This is a genomic window from Mesorhizobium sp. WSM4850 (assembly GCF_055811735.1).
Map to the genome: position 1 here is coordinate 52673 of NZ_JBVVPV010000025.1, position 22499 is coordinate 75171.

Below are 22499 nucleotides of genomic sequence, written 5' to 3' on the forward strand. Positions count from 1 at the left end.
GAGCATAAACCAGAAAGCCGCATGCCGCCAAGGCCTATGACTGACATGACTTATGATGACAGCAATTTGTGCTTCGTGATTCGATGTGGCGGAAGTGGCGGCACTATTTGCGGACGCCCCGATTGCGTTTTGCGGCACTTTGGCTAAGACGTGCGCGACGCTTCGTCAGATCAATCGGGGACATCGCAATGACTGCCATCATCGACATTGTCGGGCGCGAAATCCTGGACAGCCGCGGAAACCCGACCGTCGAGGTCGACGTCGTGCTCGAAGACGGCTCGATGGGCCGCGCTGCGGTGCCTTCCGGCGCCTCGACCGGCGCGCATGAGGCGGTCGAACTGCGCGACGGCGGCGCCCGCTACCTCGGCAAGGGCGTCCTGCGGGCGGTAGAGGCCGTCAATGGCGAGCTGTTCGAGGCGATCGGCGGGATGGAAGCCGAGAACCAGATCCACATCGACCAGACCATGATCGAGCTCGACGGCACACCCAACAAGAGCCGCCTCGGCGCCAATGCGATCCTTGGCGTGTCGCTGGCGGTGGCCAAGGCTGCGGCGGAAGCGGCTGGCCTGCCGCTCTACCGCTATGTCGGCGGCACCAAGGCGCATGTGCTTCCGGTACCGATGATGAACATCATCAACGGTGGCGCCCATGCCGACAACCCGATCGATTTCCAGGAATTCATGATCCTGCCGATCGGTGCGCCGACACTGCGTGACGGCTTGCGCTGGGGTTCGGAAATTTTCCATACGCTGAGGAAGCGGCTGAAGGACGCCGGCCACAACACCAATGTCGGCGACGAGGGTGGCTTCGCTCCTAACTTGAAAAGCGCGCCCGCAGCGCTCGATTTCATCATGGAATCGATCGAGAAGGCCGGCTTCAAGCCGGGCGAAGAGGTTGCGCTCGGCCTCGACTGCGCCGCGACCGAATTCTTCAAGGACGGCAACTACGTCTATGAAGGCGAGAAAAAGACCCGCGATCCGAAGACCCAGGCCAAGTATCTGGCCAAGCTCGCCGCGGACTATCCGATTATCACCATCGAGGATGGGCTGGCCGAAGACGACTGGGACGGCTGGAAAACGCTGACCGACCTCATTGGCAACAAGACCCAGCTGGTCGGCGACGATCTGTTCGTCACCAATACGGCCCGGCTGCGCGACGGTATCCGCATGGGCGTCGCCAATTCTATCCTGGTCAAGGTCAACCAGATCGGCTCACTGACCGAAACGCTCGATGCCGTCGAGACCGCGCACAAAGCCGGCTACACCGCGGTCATGTCGCACCGCTCGGGCGAAACCGAAGATTCGACCATCGCCGATCTCGCCGTCGCCACCAATTGCGGGCAGATCAAGACGGGTTCGCTGTCGCGGTCGGATCGCATGGCCAAGTACAATCAGCTCATCCGCATCGAGGAAGAGCTCGGCAAGCAGGCGCTCTACGCCGGCAAGTCGATCGTGAAGGGCTGAGTCGCAGAAAATCCTAAAACCCAGAAAATCCGAAAACGAAAGGGCGGGGCATTCTCGCCTTTTTTGTTTCAACACCGCCAGATCCGGTCGTCCGTAACCGTCCATTAAGCACAATCGGGCGAGAAAGGGCTAGGTCGCAGAGTGGTTAGAGCGCCCTTTGCGCGTCCAGGCGCGCGCGGCGCTCTAAGGGATTTGGGTCATGTGGACACGTCAGCACAAGCAGAGAAATACCGGTCGGCTGATCATCCCCTCGCTCTGCGTGGCGTTCCTCGCCTATTTCGGCTTTCATGCCTACCACGGCGAATTCGGCATCTATTCCAAATACCGGTTGCAAGCCGAAGCCGTCGACCTGCAAGGTAAGCTCGATGCCGTCAAGGCGCGACGGCTCGATCTGCAGCGGCGTGTTCAGCTCATGCATCAGGGCACGCTGGAGAAGGACATGCTCGACGAGCAGGCGCGCAAGGCGCTCAATGTGTCCCACGCCGACGAAATCACCATCATGTTGCCGGCTATGGCAAGATAACCGAATTCAAGTTAATCGCCGATATTTTCAACGATTTTAATCGCTTAGACGCATGTCAGCCATGCATTTTTCAGCATGGCGAAACGCTTTCCCGCGTGTTAGCCTTTGCCAAATCGGTGGGGAGAACTGATCTCCCTCAGTGTCCGCAAGAGACGCCAACAGGGAGTGATGAATGGCCACCACCGCCAGAAAAGCGCCTGCCAAAACCAAACCCAAATCCGACGGCAAATCGGCAGGGCTTTCAGCCCCCAAACCTGTCGACTTCACCAAGGATGAGGAGCTTGACGCCTACCGGCGCATGCTGCTGATCCGCCGCTTCGAGGAAAAGGCCGGCCAGCTCTACGGCATGGGCTTCATCGGCGGCTTCTGCCACCTCTATATCGGCCAGGAAGCAGTTGTCACCGGCATGAAGATGGCGCTGATCGACGGCGACCAGATGATCACCGCCTACCGCGACCATGGTCACATGCTGGCGATGGAACTGTCGCCGCGCGGCGTCATGGCCGAATTGACCGGGCGCCGCGGCGGCCTGTCCAGGGGCAAGGGCGGCTCCATGCACATGTTCTCCAAGGAGAAGCATTTTTACGGCGGCCACGGCATTGTCGGCGCGCAGGTTTCGCTCGGCACCGGCCTCGCCTTCGCCAATCGCTATCGTGGCAACAACAATGTGACACTGACCTATTTCGGCGACGGCGCCGCCAATCAGGGCCAGGTCTATGAGAGCTTCAACATGGCCTCGCTGTGGAAGCTGCCGGTGATCTTCATCATCGAGAACAACCGCTATGCCATGGGCACCTCGGTAACGCGTTCGTCGGCCGAGACGGATTTTTCGCACCGCGGCGCCTCCTTCAAGATTCCCGGCATCCAGGTCGATGGCATGGACGTCCGTGCAGTCAAGGCAGCCGGCGATCTCGCCACCGAATGGTGCCGTGACGGCAAGGGGCCGCTGATTCTCGAAATGCAGACCTACCGCTACCGCGGCCACTCGATGTCCGATCCGGCAAAATACCGTTCCAAGGAAGAAGTGCAGAAGATGCGCTCCGAGCGCGACCCGATCGAGCAGGTCAAGGCGCGCCTGCTCGACAAGAAGTGGGCTGATGAGGACGAGCTCAAGGCCGTCGACAAGGAGGTCCGCGACATTGTCGCCGACGCCGCCGAATTTGCCCAGAACGACGCAGAGCCGGATCCGTCCGAGCTCTGGACCGATATCGTACTGTAACGAGAGGGCAAGGCCATGCCGATCGAAATTCTCATGCCCGCTCTCTCGCCGACTATGGAAGAGGGCAATGTTTCCAAATGGTTGAAGAAAGAGGGCGATAAGGTTGTCGCTGGTGATGTCATCGCCGAGATCGAAACCGATAAGGCGACGATGGAAGTCGAGGCCGTCGACGAAGGCACGCTAGCCAAGATCGTGGTTCCTGCCGGCACCGAAGGTGTCAAGGTCAACACGCTGATCGCCGTGCTCGCCGTTGATGGTGAAGACATCGACAAGGCAGGCGAAGGCATCGGCGAGGAACCTGCCAAGGCGGAAACTGCAGCGCCAGCGCCTGCTGCGGCCAAAAGCGAGGGCGCAGCACCTGTCGCCGCGGCGCCGAGAACCGAAATCGCCGCCGATCCCGACATCCCGGCCGGCACGGAGATGGTCTCGACCACGGTGCGCGAAGCGCTGCGTGACGCGATGGCCGAGGAAATGCGCCGTGACGCAGATGTCTTCGTGATGGGCGAGGAGGTCGCCGAGTACCAGGGCGCTTACAAGATCACGCAAGGGCTGCTGCAGGAATTCGGGGCGCGTCGCGTCGTCGACACACCGATCACCGAGCACGGTTTTGCCGGCGTCGGTGTTGGCGCGGCGATGGCCGGCCTGAGGCCGATCGTCGAGTTCATGACCTTCAACTTCGCCATGCAGGCGATCGATCATATCATCAACTCTGCCGCCAAGACGCTCTACATGTCCGGCGGCCAGATGGGCGCGCCCATCGTCTTCCGCGGGCCAAACGGCGCGGCCGCCCGCGTCGCCGCCCAGCACTCACAGTGCTATGCCGCCTGGTACAGCCACATTCCCGGCCTCAAAGTGGTGATGCCCTACACCGCCGCCGACGCCAAGGGATTGCTGAAGGCCGCGATCCGTGACCCGAACCCGGTCATCTTCCTCGAGAACGAAATCCTCTACGGCCAGTCCTTCGATGTGCCGAAGATCGACGATTTCGTGCTGCCGATCGGCAAGGCGCGCATCCACAAGTCGGGCAAGGATGTCACCATCGTCTCTTTCGGCATCGGCATGAGCTACACGGTGAAGGCAGAGGCGGAATTGCGTGGCATGGGCATCGATGCCGAGATCATCGACCTCAGGACCATCCGCCCTCTCGATTTCGACACCATCATCGCCTCGGTCAAGAAGACCAATCGTCTCGTGGTGGTGGAGGAAGGATTTCCGCAGAGCTCGGTCGGCGACCACATCGCCAGCCAGGTGTCGCAGCGCGCCTTCGATTTCCTCGACGCGCCGGTCATCACCATTGCCGGCAAGGACGTGCCGATGCCCTATGCGGCAAACCTCGAAAAGCTGGCGCTGCCCAATGTCGGCGAGGTCGTCGAGGCGGTCAAGGCCGTCACATATCGCTGATGAATGGGGAGGATCCGGTGGCGACTGCGAGAGAGACTCTTTCGCTATCTGTATAGCGCTGCTGACACGGTGAACGCATTTCGCTTGGGAGAAGAATACCTATGCCGATCAACATCACCATGCCGGCCCTGTCGCCCACGATGGAAGAGGGCAATCTTGCCAAGTGGCTGGTCAAGGAGGGCGACAAGGTTTCGCCGGGCGATGTGATCGCCGAGATCGAGACCGACAAGGCGACGATGGAAGTCGAAGCTGTCGATGAGGGCACGGTGGCCAAGCTGGTGGTTCCAGCCGGCACCGAAGGCGTCAAGGTCAACGCGCTGATCGCCGTGCTCGCGGCCGAAGGTGAAGATGCGGCGGCTGCCGCGAAAAGCGGCGACGGCGCTGCGCCGGCAAAGGCCGAGGCAAAACAGGATAAGGCGCCAATCTCCCCACCCGTGGGGGAGATGTCGACGAAGTCGACAGAGAGAGGCGCTGTCCCGCCAGCGGCAAGAAACGAGGCGCCCCCCTCTGGCCTGCCGGCCATCTCCCCCACAAGGGGGGAGATCAGCCAGTCGGACGGTCGCACCTTCGCCTCGCCGCTGGCCCGTCGCATCGCCCGGGAAGCCGGTGTCGATGTCTCCGCGGTGACAGGCTCCGGCCCGCATGGCCGCGTGGTCAAGGCCGATGTCGATGCAGCGATTTCCAGCGGCGGCGCCAAGGCGGCACCGGCCGCGAAAGCCGCACCTACCGGCGCTCCGGCTCCGGCGGCCGCAGCCAAGCCAATGTCGGACGACCAAGTGCTGAAACTGTTTGCCGACGGCTCCTACGAGCTTGTCCCGCATGACAACATGCGCAAGACCATTGCGCGCCGGCTGGTCGAGGCCACGACCACCATCCCGCATTTCTACCTGACGCTCGACTGCGAGCTTGATGCGCTCCTGGCCCTGCGCACGCAGGTCAATGCGGCCGCCCCGGTGAAGAAGACCGACAAGGGTGAGGCGCCGGCTTACAAGCTGTCGGTCAACGACATGGTCATCAAAGCGATGGCAATGGCGCTGATCGCGGTGCCGGATGCCAATGCGTCATGGACCGAGAGCGCCATGGTCAAGCACAAGCATGCCGACGTCGGTGTCGCCGTGTCGATCCCCGGCGGGCTGATCACGCCGATCATCCGGCGCGCCGACGAAAAGACGCTGTCGGTCATCTCCAACGAGATGAAGGATCTTGCCAGCCGCGCGCGCAGCCGCAAGCTGAAGCCGGAAGAATACCAGGGCGGCACCACGGCGGTGTCCAATCTCGGCATGTTCGGCATCAAGGACTTTGCCGCCGTCATCAACCCGCCGCATGCGACGATCCTGGCGGTCGGCGCCGGCGAGGAGCGCGCGGTGGTCAAGAACGGTGAGATCAGAACAGCGACAATCATGTCGGTGACATTGTCGACCGATCACCGCGCCGTCGACGGCGCGCTCGGCGCCGAACTCCTCGTCGCCTTCAAACGCATGATCGAAAACCCGATGGGCATGCTGGTCTAGAAAGGAAGGAGGGGGTGCGGAAAAACTCTTCACCAGCCTTTTTGCCTTCAGCCTTTCCAGCGTTGCAACGATCGTCGTGCATTGGCTGTTCGTGGGTTGGCGGGTGAGGCGCGCGCAGGCGAATTTCGACCGGAGTGGGGCAAACGCATGAAAACAGTCCTTTGCTACGGCGATTCGCTCACCTGGGGCTATGATGCGGCAAGTCTGGATCGTCACCCGCTCAACGACCGCTGGCCGAGTGTGCTGCAGGCGACGTTGGGAGGCGGTATCGAGGTCATCGCCGAAGGCTTGAACGGCCGCACAACGGCTTTCGACGACCATCTGGCCGGCGCCGACCGTAACGGCGCAAGAGTGCTGCCGACGATCCTGATGACGCATGCGCCGATCGACCTGGTCATCATCATGCTCGGCGCCAACGACATGAAGCCGTGGATTCACGGCAATCCGGTCGCCGCCAAGCAAGGCATGCAGCGCCTGATCGACATCGTGCGCGGTCACGACTACCCGTTCGATTGGCCGTCGCCGCAAATCCTGATCGTCGCGCCGCCCGCCGTCAGCCGCACGGAAAACGCCGAATTCAAAGAAATGTTCGCCGGCGGCGATGAAGCGTCGAAGCGGCTGGCGCCACAATTTTCCGTCCTTGCCGACGAGGTCGGCTGCGGCTTCTTCGATGCCGGCTCGGTGGCCGAGACCACGCCACTCGACGGCGTCCATCTCGATGCAGAGAACACGCGCAAAATCGGGCAGGCATTGGCGCCAATCGTGCGCGTGATGCTGGAACTCTAGAGAATCATGGGAGAAATCCGTGGCTGAGAACTACGACGTCATCATCATCGGCTCCGGCCCCGGCGGCTATGTCACGGCGGTGCGTTCCGCCCAACTCGGGTTCAAGACAGCGATCGTCGAGCGCGAGCATCTCGGCGGCATCTGCCTCAACTGGGGTTGCATCCCGACCAAGGCGCTGCTGCGTTCGGCCGAGATCATGCACTATTCGGATCATTTGAAGGACTACGGCTTGAAGATCGACGGCAAGGTCAGCGTCGATACCGCTGCCGTGGTTGACCGCTCGCGAAAGGTCTCGCTGCGGCTGAACGGCGGCGTCGCCTTCCTGATGAAGAAGAACAAGGTCGATGTCATCTGGGGCGAAGCCAGGCTGTCCAAAGCGGCTTCCGGCGACAGACCGGGCGAGATCGTCGTGTCAAAATCGTCGAAGAAGCCGATGGAGCCTCAGCCGCCGGCGCCCAAGGGCGTCAAGGGCGAGGGCACCTACACCGCCAAGCACATCATCCTGGCGACCGGCGCCAGGCCGCGGGCGCTGCCCGGCATCGAGCCCGACGGCAAGCTGATCTGGACCTATTTCGAAGCGATGGTGCCGAAGGAGATGCCGAAATCGCTGCTGGTGATGGGTTCGGGCGCAATCGGTATCGAATTCGCCTCATTCTACCGCACCATGGGCGCGGAGGTGACGGTGGTCGAGTTGCTGCCGGCGGTGATGCCGGTCGAGGACGCAGAGGTCTCGAAATTCGCGCAAAAGCTGTTCGAGAAGCAAGGCATGAAGATCATCCTCGATGCCAAGGTCACCAAGGTCGAAAAAGCTGCGAACTCGGTAACCGCGCATGTCGAGATGAAGGACGGCAAGGTCGAGAAGATCACCGCCGACCGGATGATCTCGGCCGTCGGCGTGCAGGGCAATATCGAGAATCTCGGCCTCGAGGCGCTCGGCGTGAAGACCGATCGCGGCTGCGTCGTCGTCGACGGCTACGGCAGCACCAATGTGCCCGGCATCTATGCCATCGGCGACGTTGCCGGCCCGCCTATGCTCGCCCACAAGGCCGAGCATGAAGGCGTGGTCTGCGTGGAAAAGATCGCCAACGTCCCCGGCGTGCACGCCACTGACAAACTGAAAATTCCGGGCTGCACCTATTGCAACCCGCAGGTTGCCTCCGTCGGGTTGACTGAAGCGAAAGCCAAGGCCGAAGGCAAGGACATCCGCGTCGGCCGCTTTCAGTTCGCCGCCAACGGCAAGGCCATTGCGCTCGGCGAGGACCAGGGTTTCGTCAAGACCATCTTCGACAGGAAGACCGGGCAGTTGCTCGGCGCACATATGGTCGGCGCCGAAGTGACCGAGCTGATCCAGGGCTTTGTCGTGGCGATGAACCTGGAGACCACCGAGGAAGAGCTGATGCACACGATCTTCCCGCACCCGACGCTGTCGGAGATGATGAAGGAAAGCGTGCTCGACGCCTATGGCCGCGCGCTCAACGCGTGATAAATTGACCGCGTGAGACTCAAAAGGTGAGAGCCAAGGAACTCAACCGTAAGGTAATTCGTTTCCGGATGCATTTATCACCAGAGGAGAGGGCATATGGACGTGAATGGCGTGGGCTGGATCGCAGCCATCATCATCGGCGGGCTGGCGGGCTGGCTTGCCGAGATGTTCATGAAAAGCAACATGGGCATCTTGATGAACATCGTTCTGGGCATCGTCGGCGCGATCGTGCTGAATGCCATCCTGCAGGCGCTCAACATCGGCGTCTTCGGCACCGGCTGGATCGCCTATCTGATCACCGGTTTCGTTGGCGCCTGCCTGCTGATCTTGGCAGGGCGCATGGTGCGCCGTTAATTGCTGAACTCTTGCCATGCGAAAACGGCTGTGGCGGCATGCGTCGCCGCGGCCTTTTTCTTTGCAGCGAAAAGTCCTAGATGGAAAGCGAACGCCGGAAGCGATCGCGAATGAACTGGATTTCTGATGGTCACCGTCCTCGACACGATCGCCAATGCGCCGCGCCTGCGGCATCCTGAAAAGGCGCACAAGCCTGACCAGGATGTGCTGCGCAAGCCCGACTGGATCCGCGTCAAGGCGCCGATGTCGAAAGGCTATGCCGAGACGCGCGACATCGTGAAGTCGCACAGGCTGGTGACGGTGTGCGAAGAGGCCGGGTGCCCCAATATCGGTGAGTGCTGGGAGAAGAAGCACGCCACCTTCATGATCATGGGCGAGATCTGCACGCGCGCCTGCGCCTTCTGCAACGTCGCCACCGGCATTCCGAGCGCGCTCGATCCCGATGAACCGGCGCGTATCGCCCACGCCGTCAAGCAAATGGGTCTAACCCATGTCGTCATCACCTCAGTCGACCGCGACGATCTCGCCGATGGCGGAGCTCAGCACTTCGCCGAGGTCATCCGCGCCATCAGGGCGGCAACGCCTTCGACGACGATCGAAATCCTGACGCCCGACTTCCTGCGCAAGGACGGCGCGCTGGAGATCGTGGTGGCGGCCAAGCCTGATGTGTTCAACCACAATCTGGAGACCGTTCCGTCGAACTATCTGACGGTCCGGCCGGGCGCCCGCTATTTCCATTCGATCAGGCTGCTGCAGCGGGTCAAGGAACTCGATCCCTCGATCTTCACCAAATCCGGCATCATGGTTGGCCTTGGCGAGGAGCGGAACGAGATCCTGCAATTGATGGACGATCTGCGTTCGGCCAATGTCGACTTCATGACCATCGGTCAGTATCTGCAGCCATCGAAAAAGCACCATCCGGTGATCCGTTTCGTCACGCCGGAGGAATTCAAGTCCTTCGAGACGATCGGCAAGACCAAGGGCTTCCTGCTGGTGGCATCGAGCCCGTTGACGCGTTCGTCGCATCACGCCGGCGACGATTTCGCCAAGCTGCGCGCGGCACGGGAAGCGTTTCTCAGGAAGTCCGCCTAACACACTGGTTTCATGCCACAATTCGAAGCCCATCGCCGCGTTGCGCATACGCCGGAACAGATGTTCGCTCTGGTCGCCGATGTCGAATCCTATCCGCAATTCCTGCCGCTTTGCGAGGCGCTGACGGTTCGCTCGCGCAAGGAACGCGACGGACGCACCCTCCTCGTCGCCGACATGAGCATTGGCTACAAGGCGATCCGCGAGACTTTCACCACGCAGGTGCTGCTAAAGCCTGACGAGAAGGCCATCGACGTCAAATATATCGACGGTCCGTTCAAATATCTGAGCAATGCCTGGCGTTTCGAGCCGACCGACGGCGGCTGCAATGTCTGCTTCTTCATCGACTACGAATTCAAGAGTCGTATTCTGGGTGCGGTGATGGGAGCGATGTTCGATCGCGCCTTCCGCATGTTTTCCGAGGCGTTCGAGAAGCGCGCCGACGTCATCTATGGCGCAGCGCCGGCAGCCTGATCCGCAGCGAGCGCGCGCAAGCCCAGTTCAAGCGCGTGTCTGACGGTCTCCCGGCGGATGAACTTGCGGCCTTTGTCGGCAAACAACTGGCATTCGCTGACGACCGGCCGGCCGGTCAAGGCGATACCGAACCAGACTAGGCCGACGGGCTTTTCCGTCGAGCCGCCGCCCGGACCGGCAATGCCGGTGACGGCAAGAGTTAGCCCGGCGCGCGAATGGTCCAAGGCGCCGGCCGCCATCTCGACCGCCGTTTCCCGTGAGACCGCGCCGTGCGCCTCGAGCGTGGCGGCGGAAACGCCGAGCATCTCAGTCTTGGCCTCGTTGGAATAGGTGATGAAACCCCGGTCGACCACTGTCGAAGAGCCGGCGATGTCGGTCAAGGCGGCGATGATCATGCCGCCGGTGCAGCTCTCGGCCGTCGCCAGCATGATGCCGCGCTGTTGGCAGGCTTGAAGCAGGGCATCTGCGAGATCGCTGTTGCTCATTCGGGGACATCACCTGGAAACACGACGCTGGCGGTCGCGATGGCGGCTATGCCTTCCTCGCGTCCGACAAAGCCGAGCTTTTCGTTGGTTGTCGCCTTGATCGAGATGCGGTCCCGGGAAATCGCCAGCATTGCCGAAAGGATTTCGGTCATCGCTTCGCGATGCGGGCCGACGCGCGGCGCCTCGCAGATCAGCGTGATGTCGGCATTGGCGATGCGCCCGCCGCGCGCGCGTACCAGTTCTGCCGCATGTTCGACGAAGATCCGCGAGGCCACGCCTTTCCACTGCGGGTCCGACGGCGGGAAATGCGTGCCGATGTCGCTCGCACCGCAAGTGGCGAGCAGCGCGTCGGTCAATGCGTGCAGGCCGACATCGGCGTCCGAATGGCCGGACAGTTTCTTGTCGTGCGGGATCGAGACGCCGCACAGGACGACATGGTCGCCGGGCTCGAAGGCATGGACGTCGTAGCCATTGCCGGTGCGGATGTCCGGAAAACGCGGCCGTTCGCCGGAAAGCCGCTGATCCGCCATCGAGATATCCCTTGCCCAGGTGAGTTTGACATTGTCCGGCGAGCCCGGGACGATTTTCACTGGAATATGTGCCCATTCGGCAATCGCGGCATCGTCGGTGAAGTCCGCCTTGCCCAGATGATGGGCCTTTTCATGGGCGGCCAGGATCGGCCAGAACGGGAAGCCCTGCGGCGTCTGCGCGGCATGAAGCCCGTTCCTGGAAACCGTCTCGCCGATCATGCCCGCGGCCGACTCGCGTTTCAGCGTATCGGCGACGGGCAGGGCAGGCAGCGCTGCCTGGCGCTCGCCGATGGCGGCGATCGTGCGGTCTATCAATTCCGCGTCGACGAACGGGCGGACGGCGTCATGGACCAGAACCCGGCGCGGTGCATGGCCTCTCAGCGCAAGCAATCCGAGCCGGACGGAGTCCTGTCTGGACGCGCCACCGGTCACCGTGACCACCCGGTCGGCGTTGGCGCCAGCGGCGCTGCGAAAAAGCCCGCTGTCGTCGGCATGAATGGCGACGACGACAGGACCGATTTTCGTATGCGCCAAAAACACGTCCAATGTGCGCGCGATGACGGCACGGCCGCCGATCCTTTGGTATTGCTTCGGCCCATCGGCCTGACCGGCGCGCGCGCCGCGGCCGGCGGCGACGATAACGACGGCAACCTTGTCGTCTGCAGCCAAAGCCTGCTTTTCGCTTGCGTCTGTCATGCCGAGACGCTTAGCGCATCATCCCAAAAAGTGGAATCGCTTTTCGGAAGAGATCATGCGCAGATGCAAAGTGCCAATAGCGTCCCCTACACGCACCGCACTTTAGCTAGTGCCAGCATTTTCCCAAATGCGCTTAATGCGACGTCATTGCGCGTTGCACATTGCCGCCATTCTGGCTAGTGAATGTGCAGCTATTAAAAATGCTTGGTTTTTGTGCATGCTTGACCTGACAAAATTGGCATCTCCGCTGGATGTGGGTCGTGTGAGAATCCGCAATCGCGCTTTTCTCGCGCCCATGTCGGGCATAACAGATGAGCCGTTCCGGCAGCGTGCCTATGCGCATGGCGCCGGGTTGGTGGTGTCGGAGATGGTGGCGAGCGGTGAACTTGCCAGGGGCAGAGCCGGTTGCGGCCTGCGCATCCGCCATTCCGGGCTGCCGGTGCACATGGTCCAGCTTGCCGGCCGTGAGGCGGTGCATATGGCAGAGGGCGCCCGTATAGCCGCGGGCGAGGGTGCCGACATCATCGACATCAACATGGGCTGCCCGGCCAAGAAGGTGACGGGCGGCTATGCCGGTTCGGCGCTGATGCGCGATCTCGATCACGCTTTGTCGCTGATCGAGGCGGTGGTCGGCGCCGTCGAGGTGCCGGTCACGGTCAAGATGCGGCTCGGCTGGGACGAAAGCGCGCTCAATGCGCCGATACTGGCGCGCCGCGCCGAGCAGGCGGGGGTTCAGATGGTGACGGTGCATGGCCGCACGCGCTGCCAGTTCTACCAGGGCAAGGCCGACTGGCGCGCCATCGCACGCATAAAGCAGGCTGTTTCGATCCCGGTCGTTGCCAATGGCGATGTCGGCTCGCCGGCGGAGGCAGCAATGATCCTCGACCAGTCGGGCGCCGACGCGGTGATGATCGGCCGCGCGCACTACGGCGTGCCATGGACGGCAGGCAGCATCGCGGCAGGCGCGGCAAAAGAGGCGACGCCCGGTGTGCCGGAAAGCCCGCAAGCGCTGGCCGACTACGTCGTTGCCCACTACCAGGACATGCTGTCGCTCTACGGCATCGAAAGCGGCGTGCGCCAGGCGCGCAAGCATCTTGGCTGGTATCTCGACCGCCACGCCGCTGGCGTCGTTGATGAGCAGCGAAAGGCCATCCTTACCTGCTTCGAACCCGTCCGCGTCATCGCCGCGTTGCGTGAGGTGTTTTCAAGCGCTGCCGAGGCGATGAACCTGCGGAGCGCAGCATGAATGCCACCGTTGCACAGAACATGGACATGGCGGACGCCGCACACATCGTGCTCAACACTATCCGCCGCCCGGTGATCATGCTCGATGCGGAAGGGTTCATCACCTTCGCCAACGCCGATGCCGAGGATTTCTTCCGCTCGAGCGCGACCATGCTCGCCCGCAACACATTACCCAAGCTCATTCCATTCGGCAGTCCGTTGCTGACGCTTGTCGACCAGGTGCGCGAGCGCCGGGCACCCGTCAACGAATACCGGGTCGACGTATCGTCGCCGCGCCTCGGCATCGAGAAGGTCGTCGATCTCTATGTCGCGCCGGTGTCGGAATTCCCGGGCTCCGTCGTGGTGATGTTCCAGGAACGGTCGATGGCCGACAAGATCGACCGGCAGATGACGCACCGCGGTGCGGCACGCTCGGTGACCGGCCTTGCCGCGATGCTTGCCCACGAGATCAAGAACCCGCTATCCGGCATCCGGGGCGCCGCCCAACTGCTCGAACTGTCGGCTTCCGACGAGGATCGCGCGCTGACCCGGCTGATCACCGACGAGACCGACCGCATCGTCTCGCTGGTCGATCGCATGGAGGTGTTTTCCGACGAGCGGCCCGTCGATCGCTATCCGGTCAACATCCATGTCGTGCTCGACCATGTGAAGGCGATTGCCAAGAACGGTTTTGCCAAGCGGATCAAGATATTGGAGGATTATGATCCATCATTGCCTCCGGTTTTCGCCAACCGCGACCAGCTCATCCAGGTGTTCCTCAACCTGGTCAAGAATGCGGCCGAGGCCATTGGCGGCGATCCGCAAGGCGAGATCACCCTGTCGACCGCGTTCCGGCCGGGCATCCGTGTTTCCGTTCCGGGATCGCAGGGCCGCGTGTCGCTGCCGCTGGAATTCTGCGTGCGCGACAACGGTTCTGGCGTCTCCGAAGATATCCTGCCGATCCTGTTCGACCCCTTCATCACCACCAAGCCGAACGGGTCGGGGCTTGGTCTGGCGCTGGTCGCGAAAATCGTCGGCGAGCATGGCGGCATCATCGAATGCGATTCGACGCCGCGCGCAACCACCTTCCGCATCCTGATGCCAGCCTGGAAAGAAACGCCGTTCGGCACAGACGACGATGGCGAAGGAGACCGCAAATGACGGTTCGCGGCAATATTCTCGTCGCCGACGACGATGCGGCCATCCGCACCGTCCTCAATCAGGCGCTTTCGCGCGTCGGCCATGAGGTGCGCGTGACGTCCAACGCCTCGACGCTGTGGCGCTGGGTGGCGGCGGGCGAGGGCGATCTCGTCATCACCGACGTGGTTATGCCCGACGAAAACGCCTTCGACATGCTGCCGCGCATCAAGAAGGCGCGACCGGAACTGCCCGTCATCGTCATGAGCGCCCAGAACACGTTCATGACCGCGATTCGCGCCTCCGAAACCGGCGCCTACGAATATCTGCCAAAACCGTTTGACCTGACCGAGCTTCTCAACATCGTCAACCGGGCGCTTTCCGAGCCCCGACGGCCGAAAATCGATGCGCGGGCGGACGAGCCGCCGGAAACCATGCCGCTGGTTGGCCGCTCGGCCGCCATGCAGGATATCTACCGCATGCTGGCGCGCATGATGCAGACCGACCTGACGGTGATGATTTCAGGCGAATCGGGCACCGGCAAGGAATTGGTCGCGCGCGCGCTGCACGAGTATGGCCGCCGCCGCGGCGGCCCCTTCGTTGCGATCAACATGGCTGCTATCCCGCGCGACCTGATCGAATCGGAACTGTTCGGGCACGAGAAAGGCGCCTTCACCGGCGCGCAGAACCGCTCAACCGGCCGTTTCGAGCAGGCCGAAGGCGGCACGCTCTTCCTTGACGAGATCGGCGACATGCCGATGGAGGCGCAGACCCGCCTGCTGCGTGTCCTGCAGCAGGGCGAATACACCACCGTCGGCGGCCGCACGCCGATCAAGACCGACGTGCGCATCGTCGCCGCCACCAACAAGGATCTGCGCACGCTGATCAATCAAGGGCTTTTTCGCGAGGATCTGTTCTATCGCCTGAATGTCGTGCCGCTGAGGCTGCCGGCGCTGCGCGAGCGGTCCGAGGACGTTCCGGATCTCGTCCGGCACTTCTTCAAGCTAGGCGCCAGCGAAGGCCTGCAGACCAAACGTATTTCCACGGGCGGCATCGAGTTGATGAAGCGCTATCCGTGGCCAGGCAACGTGCGCGAGCTCGAAAATCTTGTCCGCAGACTTGCCGCGCTCTATTCGCAGGACGAGATTTCCGCCGAAGTCATCGAGGCGGAACTGAAGACCGGCGAGAGGCCGGTCGTTCCCGGCGGCGGTAACCTCATACCCGACGATCTGTCCATCGGCCAGGCGGTGGAACATTTCCTGCAGCGCTATTTTGCTTCGTTCGCCGGCGATCTGCCGCCCGCCGGCCTCTATCAGCGCATCCTTTCCGAGGTCGAGTATCCGCTGGTGCTTGCCTCGATGACGGCAACCCGCGGCAACCAGATCAAGGCTGCGGAGCTCCTCGGGCTCAACCGCAACACCCTGCGCAAGAAGATTCGCGAACTCGGCGTCAACGTCTACAAATCGACCAGACAAGCTTAGAGCGCCGTTTTCTTTCAACAAATCGATCCCGATTTTCGGGCCGGTGTGACAGAGCGAAGCCTTTTTCCGGGGATCGACCGCCGAAACAGTTCCGTCCAGGTCACACTTGTTGCATAATCGCCACAATGCGTTGCATACATCCGACGCAATCACTGGCTCTAGACGGCGACATGGCTCCACGGGCATCGAGACTGAGCGAAACGCTTTTCAGCGAACCCCGCACAAGGGACGGGCGCCGGCTGCTTGCGCTGCCGGGCGTCGTGGCAATTGCCGGTGCGCTGGTTACGGCGGCGATCTCCTTCGCCATCCTCGTCGGTGCCACGCCGATCACGCCGGACGAGACGACAACGCTGGCGCTAATCGCTGTCAATGCGGCGTTCATCCTGTTCCTGATCGCGCTGGTTGGCCGCGAAGTGCATCGTATCGTGATGGCGCGCCGGCGCGGCAAGGCGGCGTCGCGGCTGCATGTGCGGATCGTCGCAATGTTCGCGCTGGTCGCCGCGATTCCCGCCATCATGGTGGCGATCATCGCCTCGATCACGCTCGATATCGGTCTTGATCGCTGGTTCGAAATCCGCACCAAGACGATCGTCAATTCGTCGCTGTCGATAGCCGATGCCTATGTGCAGGAGAACGCGCGCAACCTCCAGGGAACGACCCTGTCGATGGCTTACGATCTCGACGCCTCCCGCACGCTCTACGGCCTCGATCGAACCGGCTTCCTCGATCTGATGAACAAGGAAGCCGTTGGACGCTCGCTGGCCCATGCCGCACTGATCAGGTCCGACGGTTCGTTCGTCATGAGCGCCAAGACCGACGCCGATTTTGCCATGCCGGAGCCGCCGGAAGGCGCCATGAGCGGTGCCGCTGACGGCAGGCCGGTGCTGATCGAGCCGAAGACGCGCAACATCATGGGCGCCATCGTCAAACTGCGCGAGATCGAAGGGCTCTATCTCTACACCATCCGACTCGTCGATCCCGAGGTGATCAAGGCGCGGCAGATTGTCAGGTCCAATAGCGACGAATATCGCGGCCTCGAAGACAGTCGCCGTACCTCGCAGGTGGCCTTTGCACTTCCCTATCTGTCGCTGACGCTGATCATCATCCTGTCCGCCATCTGGACCGGCATCGCCGTTGCCGACCGCCTGGTGCGGCCGATCCGCCAGCTCATCGGCGCGGCCGACGAGGTCGCGACCGGCAATCTCGACGTTGCCGTGCCGGTTCGGCCCTCCGACGGCGACGTCGCCTCGCTCGGCGACACCTTCAACAAGATGCTGCTGGAGCTGAAATCGCAGCGTAACGAGATTCTGTCCGCCAAGGATTTGATCGACGAGCGGCGGCGTTTTTCGGAAGCCGTGCTTGCCGGTGTCACCGCCGGCGTGATCGGCGTCGATCCGTATGGCATCGTCACCATCGTCAACCGGTCGGCCGAAACGATGCTGGCCATATCCGCCACCGCCGCACTCGGGCAAAATCTCTCCGCCGTGCTGCCGCATGTTGGCCGCGTCTTCGAGATCGGCCGCAAGTCGGGCAAGCCCGTCCATCGCGAACAGGTGACCTTCTATCGCGCCGGTGCGGAGCGCACCTTCAACGTGCAGATCACGGTCGAGGCCGGCGACGACGGTTCGGAGGAGAAATCCTATGTCGTGACGGTGGACGACATCACCGATCTGGTCCAGGCGCAGCGTTCCTCGGCCTGGGCGGATGTGGCGCGGCGCATCGCCCACGAGATCAAGAACCCTCTGACACCGATCCAGCTTTCCGCCGAGCGCATCAAGCGCCGCTACGGCAAGGTCATCACCGAAGACCGCGAGGTTTTCGATCAGTGCACCGATACGATCATCAGGCAAGTGGAGGACATCGGCCGCATGGTCGACGAGTTCTCCGCTTTCGCACGCATGCCCAAGCCCGAAATGAAGGCCCTTGATTTGCGCGAATCGTTGCGGGAAGCCTCGTTCCTCGTCGAAGTGAGCCGCTCCGATATCACCTTCGAGCGCGTATTCGGCAACGAACCGCTCAAAGGCACGTTCGACAGCCGCCTGATGGCGCAGGCCTTTGGCAACGTCATCAAGAACGCAGCCGAGGCGATTGACGGACTTGATCAAAAGGACCGCTCGCACGGCATAATCCGGATTCAAGCCGGGCGCGAGAATGGTACGATTCGCATCGATGTCATCGACAACGGCAAGGGCTTGCCGCGCGAGAACCGCCAGCGATTGCTCGAGCCTTACATGACGACACGCGAGAAGGGCACCGGGCTCGGCCTCGCTATCGTCAAGAAGATAGTGGAGGACCATGGCGGCCGGCTCGAACTGCATGACGCGCCGGCGGATTTCCACGACGGGCGAGGCGCGATGATCAGCATCATCCTGCCACTCGCCGCCACTGTGCCGTCGCGCGGCGAAGGCAGGACAGAACCCGAAAGAGAAACTGAAAAGGTCGGCAATGGCGTCTGACATTCTCATCGTTGATGACGAGGAAGACATCCGCGAGCTTGTCGCCGGTATCCTGAGCGACGAAGGTCACGAAACCCGCACGGCATTCGACGCCGACAGCGCCCTGGCGGCGATCGCCGACCGGGCGCCGAGGCTGATTTTCCTCGACATCTGGCTGCAAGGCTCACGCCTGGACGGACTGGCGCTGCTGGATGAGATCAAGACGATGCATCCGAGCCTGCCGGTGGTGATGATCTCGGGCCACGGCAACATCGAGACCGCGGTCTCGGCCATCCGCCGCGGCGCCTATGACTTCATCGAAAAACCATTCAAGGCCGACAGGCTGATCCTCATCGCCGAACGTGCCATTGAAACCTCTAAGCTGAGACGCGAGGTTTCGGATCTCAAGCTGCGCAGCGGCGAAACCTTCGACCTGATCGGCATGTCGTCGGCGATGAGCCAGTTGCGCCAGACCATCGAGCGCGTCGCGCCGACCAACAGCCGCGTCATGATCATCGGCCCCTCCGGCTCGGGCAAGGAACTCGCGGCACGCGCCATCCACACGCTGTCGGCGCGCAAGGGCGCCCCGTTTGTCACGCTGAGCGCCGCCAACATCACGCCCGAACGCATGGAGGTCGAGCTGTTCGGCACCGAATCAAACGGTGTCGAACGCAAGGTCGGCGCGCTTGAGGAAGCCCATCGCGGCATTCTCTACATCGACGAAGTGGCCGACATGCCGCGCGAAACGCAAAACAAGATCTTGCGCGTGCTGGTCGAGCAGCAGTTCGAGCGGGTAGGGGGCACCAAACGGGTCAAGGTCGATGTCCGTATCATTTCGTCGACGTCGCAGAACCTGGAGGCGATGATCGCCGACGGTCGTTTCCGCGAGGATCTCTATCACCGCCTGGCGGTGGTTCCGGTCATGGTGCCGGGATTGGCCGAGCGGCGTGAGGACATCCCCTATCTTGTCGACAATTTCATGAAGCAGATCGCCCGGCAGGCCGGCATCCGGCCGCGGCGCATCGGCGACGACGCGCTGGCGGTGCTGCAGGCGCACAACTGGCCAGGCAACGTTCGCCAGTTGCGCAACAACGTCGAGCGGCTGATGATCCTGGCGCGCGGCGACGATATCGACGCACCGATCACCGCCGATCTCTTGCCTGCCGAGATCGGCGATGTCATGCCGCGCACGCCGAACCAATCCGATCAGCACATCATGGCGCTGCCGTTGCGTGAAGCGCGCGAACAGTTCGAGAAGGACTATCTGATCGCCCAGATCAACCGTTTTGGCGGCAACATCTCGAAGACGGCCGAGTTCATCGGCATGGAGCGCTCGGCGCTTCACCGGAAGCTGAAGTCGCTGGGCGTCTGACAGCCAATCCGGTCGTGGCCTACGCAATTATCGGTTACGGCGGCGGCGGAATCGCATAAGAAACGCTGCCGCACGTCTTTCGAGACGCGCAACGGACGCTGTAGCATTTTGTTTTTTGCGCATGGTCTTCCCCGAAAAATGGATTCCGATTTTCGGGGGCCATGCGCTGACTTCTTCAGGGGTGACCCATGCCGCGCATTGCCTATGTGAACGGGCGCTATGTCGCTCACGCCGACGCTTTCGTGCATATCGAGGACCGTGGCTATCAGTTCGCCGACGGTGTCTACGAGGTCTGCGAGGTGGCGCGCGGCTTCATCGTCGATATGCCTCGCCATCTCGGACGGCTGAACCGCTCGCTGACCGAATTGTCGATCGACTGGCCGGTCACGCCGGGCGTGTTGCCGATTATCCTGCGCGAGGTGGTCCGCCGCAACCATGTCGCCGATGGCCTGGTCTATCTTCAGGTGACGCGCGGCGTCGCCAGCCGTGATTTTGTTTTCCCGGCAGAGACGAAGCCGTCGCTGGTGGTTACCGCCAGGAAAGCCGACCCCGCTGCTGCCACCAGGAGGGCCGAAAGCGGAATCAAGGTCATCACCGTGCCTGAGAACCGTTGGGACCGCGTCGACATCAAGTCGGTCGGCCTGCTGCCAAACGTGCTCGCCAAGCAGAAGGCCAAGGAAGCCGGCGCCCAGGAAGCTTGGTTCGTCGATGCCGATGGCACCGTCAAGGAAGGTGGGTCGTCGAACGCCTGGATCATCACCAGGGACGGCGTGCTGGTGACGCGTCCGGCCGAGCACGGCATCCTGCGCGGCATCACCCGCACCACGCTCTTCGACGTGGCCGCCAGGCTCGGCCTGAAGATCGAGGAGCGGGGCTTTTCGGTCACCGAAGCCAAGGCCGCGCGCGAGGTTTTCATCAGCTCCGCGACTACAATCGCCATGCCGATCGTGGCGATCGACGGTGCTCCCGTCGCCAACGGCCACCCGGGCTCGATAACACTTTCCTTGCGGCACGCCTTTTTTGACGTTGCGGAAAAAAGTCCAGCCTGATAACCGCACAGGTGGAATGAACATCAATATATCTCGTTCTGCTTGTCGTTATTGACGACAAGACGGTGTTTGCGCGCTTGACATGTGCCAGTTAATTTGGCGCATTGGCCTGCAAACCGAAGGGGATCGGCGAAAGACAAGAACAATGGCGGAACGATCGCAAAATCTTCAGGACCTGTTCCTGAATTCAGTTCGCAAAAGCAAAAACCCACTCACCATCTTTCTCATCAACGGCGTGAAGCTGACCGGTGTGGTCACTTCCTTCGACAATTTCTGTGTTCTGCTGCGTCGAGACGGCCATTCCCAGCTCGTCTATAAGCACGCCATTTCCACGATCATGCCGAGCCAGCCGGTTCAGATGTTCGATGGCGAGGAAAGCCAGGGCGCCTGATTGGCACGTAAGAAAGACGCGGACCGCAGCGTTCGCGAAAAACCAGCATATCAGCCGGGGGCGGAGGCCGAAGGCCCGACCCGGGCCGTGGTCATCGTGCCGGTGCTTACTCGCCAGCCGCGCGGCGACGAAGACACCAATCGTCCGCGACTGACGCGTTCTGCCGAGGCCCGCCACGACGAGGCGGTCGGCCTTGCCCAAGCCATAAACCTCGACCCGATCCATACCGCGGTGGTGACCGTCAACGATCCCCGGCCTGCAACCCTGCTCGGCAGCGGCAAGGTCGCGGAGTTCGCCGAGATCGTCAAGGAGGGCCGTGCCGAACTGGTCATTGTCGATCATCCGCTGACGCCGGTGCAGCAGCGCAACCTGGAAAAGGAATTGAACGCCAAGGTGCTGGATCGCACCGGCTTGATCCTGGAAATTTTCGGCGAGCGCGCGCGGACCAAGGAAGGCACGCTGCAGGTCGATCTGGCGCACCTCAACTATCAGAAGGGCCGGCTGGTGCGAAGCTGGACTCACCTCGAGCGCCAGCGCGGCGGTGCCGGTTTCCTCGGCGGCCCTGGCGAAACGCAGATCGAATCGGACCGCCGTGTCCTGCAGGACAAGATCAACAAGCTCAAGCACGAGCTGGAAACAGTGCGACGCACCCGTGACCTGCACCGCGCCAAGCGCAAGAAGGTGCCGTTCCCGGTCGTGGCCATCGTCGGCTATACCAACGCCGGCAAGTCGACGCTGTTCAACAGGCTGACCGGAGCAGGGGTGCTGGCCGAGGACATGCTGTTCGCCACGCTCGACCCGACACTGCGGCGGGTCCGGCTGCCGCACGGCACGCCGGTCATCCTTTCGGACACGGTCGGTTTCATTTCGGACCTGCCGACGCATCTGATCGCGGCCTTCCGGGCAACGCTCGAAGAGGTGGTCGAGGCCGATCTCGTCATCCATCTGCGCGATATTTCGGACCCCGACACCGCCGCCCAGGCCGAGGATGTCGAGCGCATCCTCGCCGATCTCGGCGTCGATGCCGGCGACAGCAGGCGCGTCATCGAAGTGTGGAACAAGATCGACCGGCTCGATGCGGGCAACCGGGAGCGGTTGCTCGCCGACGGCATCGACGGCAACAAGGCACCGCCGATTGCCATATCGGCCGCCACCGGCGAGGGCATCGATGTGCTGAAGGCGATCATCGAGACACGAGTTTCAGGCGAACTGGAAACGCAGACCGTCACGCTCAAGCCTGACCAGCTTGGGTTCGTCGACTGGCTCTACCGCAATGGCGACGTCGTCTCGCGCACCGACAATGAAGATGGCGGTATAACCGTGTCGCTCAAAGCGACGCGAAGCGCACACGAAGAGATAGAAACCAGATTACACCGTAAAAACAACGGGTAATCGC

Annotated in this window: 20 protein-coding genes; 18 read left to right on the top strand and 2 right to left on the bottom strand. The window is 62.2% G+C overall.

Going from position 1 to position 22499, the window contains the following annotated elements:
- Positions 1-188: 188 nt before the first annotated feature.
- The 10 genes from eno (at position 189) to AC0L2Z_RS22060 (ending at position 10303) form a co-directional block, all read left to right on the top strand.
- The gene (eno, locus tag AC0L2Z_RS22015; protein ID WP_023799239.1) at positions 189-1463 is read left to right on the top strand and encodes a phosphopyruvate hydratase; all 1275 of its coding nucleotides are present in this window, start codon (positions 189-191) and stop codon (positions 1461-1463) included.
- A gap of 199 nt (positions 1464-1662) precedes the next feature.
- The gene (locus AC0L2Z_RS22020; protein WP_473629289.1) at positions 1663-1986 is read left to right on the top strand and encodes an FtsB family cell division protein; all 324 of its coding nucleotides are present in this window, start codon (positions 1663-1665) and stop codon (positions 1984-1986) included.
- 172 nt (positions 1987-2158) lie between these two features.
- The gene (gene pdhA, locus AC0L2Z_RS22025; RefSeq protein ID WP_473629290.1) at positions 2159-3205 is read left to right on the top strand and encodes a pyruvate dehydrogenase (acetyl-transferring) E1 component subunit alpha; all 1047 of its coding nucleotides are present in this window, start codon (positions 2159-2161) and stop codon (positions 3203-3205) included.
- Between the two features lie 15 nt (positions 3206-3220).
- On the top strand, positions 3221-4606 hold the full coding sequence (locus tag AC0L2Z_RS22030) for a pyruvate dehydrogenase complex E1 component subunit beta (protein ID WP_023799236.1): 1386 nt from the start codon (positions 3221-3223) through the stop codon (positions 4604-4606).
- A 101-nt stretch (positions 4607-4707) separates the two neighbouring features.
- The gene (locus AC0L2Z_RS22035; RefSeq protein WP_473629291.1) at positions 4708-6117 is read left to right on the top strand and encodes a pyruvate dehydrogenase complex dihydrolipoamide acetyltransferase; all 1410 of its coding nucleotides are present in this window, start codon (positions 4708-4710) and stop codon (positions 6115-6117) included.
- 147 nt (positions 6118-6264) lie between these two features.
- Positions 6265-6903: an SGNH/GDSL hydrolase family protein gene (locus AC0L2Z_RS22040; protein ID WP_023799234.1), complete on the top strand. Its 639-nt coding sequence runs from the start codon at positions 6265-6267 to the stop codon at positions 6901-6903.
- 19 nt (positions 6904-6922) lie between these two features.
- Complete coding sequence (gene lpdA, locus AC0L2Z_RS22045; RefSeq protein WP_473629292.1) at positions 6923-8386, top strand: dihydrolipoyl dehydrogenase; 1464 nt, start codon at positions 6923-6925, stop codon at positions 8384-8386.
- Positions 8387-8482: 96 nt separating this feature from the next.
- The gene (locus tag AC0L2Z_RS22050; protein ID WP_287346964.1) at positions 8483-8740 is read left to right on the top strand and encodes a GlsB/YeaQ/YmgE family stress response membrane protein; all 258 of its coding nucleotides are present in this window, start codon (positions 8483-8485) and stop codon (positions 8738-8740) included.
- A gap of 126 nt (positions 8741-8866) precedes the next feature.
- Entirely contained in the window at positions 8867-9832 is a 966-nt protein-coding gene (gene lipA, locus AC0L2Z_RS22055) for a lipoyl synthase (RefSeq protein WP_473629293.1), read from the top strand.
- A 12-nt stretch (positions 9833-9844) separates the two neighbouring features.
- Positions 9845-10303: a type II toxin-antitoxin system RatA family toxin gene (locus AC0L2Z_RS22060; RefSeq protein ID WP_473629294.1), complete on the top strand. Its 459-nt coding sequence runs from the start codon at positions 9845-9847 to the stop codon at positions 10301-10303.
- Here AC0L2Z_RS22060 and AC0L2Z_RS22065 read toward each other — a convergent pair.
- On the bottom strand, positions 10279-10788 hold the full coding sequence (locus AC0L2Z_RS22065) for a CinA family protein (RefSeq protein ID WP_023799228.1): 510 nt from the start codon (positions 10786-10788) through the stop codon (positions 10279-10281). The two genes, AC0L2Z_RS22060 and AC0L2Z_RS22065, sit on opposite strands and share 25 nt — an antisense overlap.
- Positions 10785-12014, bottom strand: a complete 1230-nt coding sequence (locus AC0L2Z_RS22070) for a bifunctional 2-C-methyl-D-erythritol 4-phosphate cytidylyltransferase/2-C-methyl-D-erythritol 2,4-cyclodiphosphate synthase (protein WP_473629295.1) — start codon at positions 12012-12014, stop codon at positions 10785-10787. The genes AC0L2Z_RS22065 and AC0L2Z_RS22070 overlap by 4 nt, the downstream gene beginning before the upstream one ends.
- A gap of 217 nt (positions 12015-12231) precedes the next feature.
- Here AC0L2Z_RS22070 and dusB point away from each other — a divergent pair, with 217 nt between their 5' ends.
- The 8 genes from dusB (at position 12232) to hflX (ending at position 22495) form a co-directional block, all read left to right on the top strand.
- Positions 12232-13260 (top strand): tRNA dihydrouridine synthase DusB, encoded by a 1029-nt coding sequence (gene dusB, locus AC0L2Z_RS22075; RefSeq protein WP_473629296.1) that lies wholly within the window; start codon positions 12232-12234, stop codon positions 13258-13260.
- On the top strand, positions 13257-14399 hold the full coding sequence (locus tag AC0L2Z_RS22080; RefSeq protein ID WP_023799225.1) for a two-component system sensor histidine kinase NtrB: 1143 nt from the start codon (positions 13257-13259) through the stop codon (positions 14397-14399). The genes dusB and AC0L2Z_RS22080 overlap by 4 nt, the downstream gene beginning before the upstream one ends.
- The gene (gene ntrC / locus AC0L2Z_RS22085; protein ID WP_023799224.1) at positions 14396-15856 is read left to right on the top strand and encodes a nitrogen regulation protein NR(I); all 1461 of its coding nucleotides are present in this window, start codon (positions 14396-14398) and stop codon (positions 15854-15856) included. Before AC0L2Z_RS22080 ends, ntrC begins: the two co-directional genes overlap by 4 nt.
- Positions 15857-16026: 170 nt before the next feature.
- Positions 16027-18312: a sensor histidine kinase NtrY-like gene (locus AC0L2Z_RS22090; protein ID WP_473629297.1), complete on the top strand. Its 2286-nt coding sequence runs from the start codon at positions 16027-16029 to the stop codon at positions 18310-18312.
- The gene (gene ntrX / locus AC0L2Z_RS22095; RefSeq protein WP_027153990.1) at positions 18302-19663 is read left to right on the top strand and encodes a nitrogen assimilation response regulator NtrX; all 1362 of its coding nucleotides are present in this window, start codon (positions 18302-18304) and stop codon (positions 19661-19663) included. The genes AC0L2Z_RS22090 and ntrX overlap by 11 nt, the downstream gene beginning before the upstream one ends.
- A 188-nt stretch (positions 19664-19851) precedes the next feature.
- On the top strand, positions 19852-20712 hold the full coding sequence (locus AC0L2Z_RS22100; protein WP_287260796.1) for a D-amino-acid transaminase: 861 nt from the start codon (positions 19852-19854) through the stop codon (positions 20710-20712).
- A gap of 145 nt (positions 20713-20857) precedes the next feature.
- Positions 20858-21103 carry an RNA chaperone Hfq gene (hfq, locus tag AC0L2Z_RS22105; RefSeq protein ID WP_006202172.1) on the top strand — a complete coding sequence of 82 codons (246 nt, stop codon included), beginning with the start codon at positions 20858-20860 and terminating at the stop codon, positions 21101-21103.
- On the top strand, positions 21104-22495 hold the full coding sequence (hflX, locus tag AC0L2Z_RS22110) for a GTPase HflX (protein ID WP_128169066.1): 1392 nt from the start codon (positions 21104-21106) through the stop codon (positions 22493-22495).
- The last annotated feature ends 4 nt before the right edge of the window (positions 22496-22499 follow it).

Excerpts from the sequence above, each read along its gene's own strand:
- eno (WP_023799239.1), top strand. The coding sequence starts at position 189 with ATGACTGCCATCATCGACATTGTCGGGCGCGAAATCCTGGACAGCCGC.
- AC0L2Z_RS22020 (WP_473629289.1), top strand. The coding sequence starts at position 1,663 with ATGTGGACACGTCAGCACAAGCAGAGAAATACCGGTCGGCTGATCATC.
- pdhA (WP_473629290.1), top strand. The coding sequence starts at position 2,159 with ATGGCCACCACCGCCAGAAAAGCGCCTGCCAAAACCAAACCCAAATCC.
- AC0L2Z_RS22030 (WP_023799236.1), top strand. The coding sequence starts at position 3,221 with ATGCCGATCGAAATTCTCATGCCCGCTCTCTCGCCGACTATGGAAGAG.
- AC0L2Z_RS22035 (WP_473629291.1), top strand. The coding sequence starts at position 4,708 with ATGCCGATCAACATCACCATGCCGGCCCTGTCGCCCACGATGGAAGAG.
- AC0L2Z_RS22040 (WP_023799234.1), top strand. The coding sequence starts at position 6,265 with ATGAAAACAGTCCTTTGCTACGGCGATTCGCTCACCTGGGGCTATGAT.
- AC0L2Z_RS22050 (WP_287346964.1), top strand. The coding sequence starts at position 8,483 with ATGGACGTGAATGGCGTGGGCTGGATCGCAGCCATCATCATCGGCGGG.
- lipA (WP_473629293.1), top strand. The coding sequence starts at position 8,867 with ATGGTCACCGTCCTCGACACGATCGCCAATGCGCCGCGCCTGCGGCAT.
- AC0L2Z_RS22060 (WP_473629294.1), top strand. The coding sequence starts at position 9,845 with ATGCCACAATTCGAAGCCCATCGCCGCGTTGCGCATACGCCGGAACAG.
- AC0L2Z_RS22065 (WP_023799228.1), bottom strand. The coding sequence starts at position 10,788 with ATGAGCAACAGCGATCTCGCAGATGCCCTGCTTCAAGCCTGCCAACAG.
- AC0L2Z_RS22070 (WP_473629295.1), bottom strand. The coding sequence starts at position 12,014 with ATGACAGACGCAAGCGAAAAGCAGGCTTTGGCTGCAGACGACAAGGTT.
- dusB (WP_473629296.1), top strand. The coding sequence starts at position 12,232 with ATGCTTGACCTGACAAAATTGGCATCTCCGCTGGATGTGGGTCGTGTG.
- AC0L2Z_RS22080 (WP_023799225.1), top strand. The coding sequence starts at position 13,257 with ATGAATGCCACCGTTGCACAGAACATGGACATGGCGGACGCCGCACAC.
- ntrC (WP_023799224.1), top strand. The coding sequence starts at position 14,396 with ATGACGGTTCGCGGCAATATTCTCGTCGCCGACGACGATGCGGCCATC.
- AC0L2Z_RS22090 (WP_473629297.1), top strand. The coding sequence starts at position 16,027 with ATGGCTCCACGGGCATCGAGACTGAGCGAAACGCTTTTCAGCGAACCC.
- ntrX (WP_027153990.1), top strand. The coding sequence starts at position 18,302 with ATGGCGTCTGACATTCTCATCGTTGATGACGAGGAAGACATCCGCGAG.
- AC0L2Z_RS22100 (WP_287260796.1), top strand. The coding sequence starts at position 19,852 with ATGCCGCGCATTGCCTATGTGAACGGGCGCTATGTCGCTCACGCCGAC.
- hfq (WP_006202172.1), top strand. The coding sequence starts at position 20,858 with ATGGCGGAACGATCGCAAAATCTTCAGGACCTGTTCCTGAATTCAGTT.